Genomic DNA, 1,148 nt, shown 5'->3' on the forward strand with positions numbered 1-1,148 from the left:
CGCCAAGACCGATCCGAAATCGCCGATCTTCGGCATGCCGATCCTCGATGTCGACAAGGCAGGAACCGTGCTCTTCATCAAGCGCGGCATGGGCTCGGGTTATGCCGGCGTCGAGAACGAACTGTTCTTCCGCGACAACACCATGATGCTCTTCGCCGACGCCAAGAAAATGGTCGAGAATATCGTCAAGGCACTCGATCACTGACAGCGGATCATTCGAGTTAACAAAAGGCCCGCCAGACTTGGCGGGCCTTTTGTTTTGATCAGATCAGTATCTGCAGTTTCCGTTTAAGCTGACTCTCGAAGGTAGCCAGTCTACCGGCGGCAATCTTCTCTGCATTATAAAGTGACACCATCGAAAAACGGGCCTTCGGAGCACATGTACCAATGATGGCGCGGGACAGGATTCTTCGAACGGGGCGGAACATGATGAACCAGTCGATCCACCAGGGCGAGCCAATAGTTGTGATTGCAAAGCAGGACTGCAGCTGTGTAAGCTTCGGGATCATGCGGCCAAAATCAAGCGTGTGATCAAAGGCAACGCCGGGCACGAATACCCGATCGATCCAGCCCTTTAGAATAGCGGGAAGCCCGAACCACCATGTGGGAAAGATGAGGACAAGCACATCGGCGGTACGAAGCGCCTCCGCGTCCTCGGCAACAGCACTCGCATCATGCTCGGTATAATAACTCCGCCGTTCGCTTGACGTGAGGCGAGGATCGAAATCGCGCTCATACAAATCGACGACCCGCAGGTCGTGTCCTGCGTCAGTAATCAAAGAAGCAGTGAGAGATGCAAGATGCGCACAAAGACTATTCTTAAGCGGATGAGCCAGGACAACGACAAAGCGCTTGCCCTTGGCGTGCATCAAGAAGTCTTGCGCGTGCGAGCCAGACCGTCGCGTGCGGGCTTGTAATTGGGATCCAATTGCACGGCCCTGGCGTAGGATTTCGCAGCGCGGGCTTTGTCGCCGCGATGTTCATAGATTAGCGCCTGATTGGCCCAACCCTCTGCGATGTCACCATCAAGTTTGATTGCGGTATTAAAATCATCGAAGGCGTTGTCATCGTCACCAAGCGCGACGTAGGAGATTCCGCGACCGTTATAGGGCTCCGCTGCATCGGGCTGCAAAGAGATAGCTGTGGAG

At 54.7% G+C, this 1,148-nt stretch carries 3 protein-coding genes; 1 reads left to right on the forward strand and 2 read right to left on the reverse strand.

Features of this window, described 5'->3' with window-relative positions:
- On the forward strand, nucleotides 1-205 hold a 205-nt coding region (locus ACXJ5O_RS27720), incomplete at its 5' end, for an NAD(P)(+) transhydrogenase (Re/Si-specific) subunit beta (protein ID WP_457302715.1).
- A 58-nt stretch (nucleotides 206-263) separates the two neighbouring features.
- Here ACXJ5O_RS27720 and ACXJ5O_RS27725 read toward each other — a convergent pair.
- Both ACXJ5O_RS27725 and ACXJ5O_RS27730 read right to left on the reverse strand, forming a co-directional pair.
- Nucleotides 264-869, reverse strand: a complete 606-nt coding sequence (locus ACXJ5O_RS27725; protein ID WP_457302716.1) for an NAD(P)H-dependent oxidoreductase — start codon at nucleotides 867-869, stop codon at nucleotides 264-266.
- Nucleotides 869-1,148 (reverse strand): tetratricopeptide repeat protein (locus ACXJ5O_RS27730; protein WP_457302717.1); only part of this gene is annotated, 280 nt, incomplete at its 5' end. The genes ACXJ5O_RS27730 and ACXJ5O_RS27725, both read right to left, overlap by 1 nt.

This window comes from Phyllobacterium sp. P5_D12, from assembly GCF_054049495.1.

What these genes read in the sequence shown, in the direction of transcription:
- ACXJ5O_RS27725 (WP_457302716.1), bottom strand. Translation starts at nt 869, where the DNA reads ATGCACGCCAAGGGCAAGCGCTTTGTCGTTGTCCTGGCTCATCCGCTT.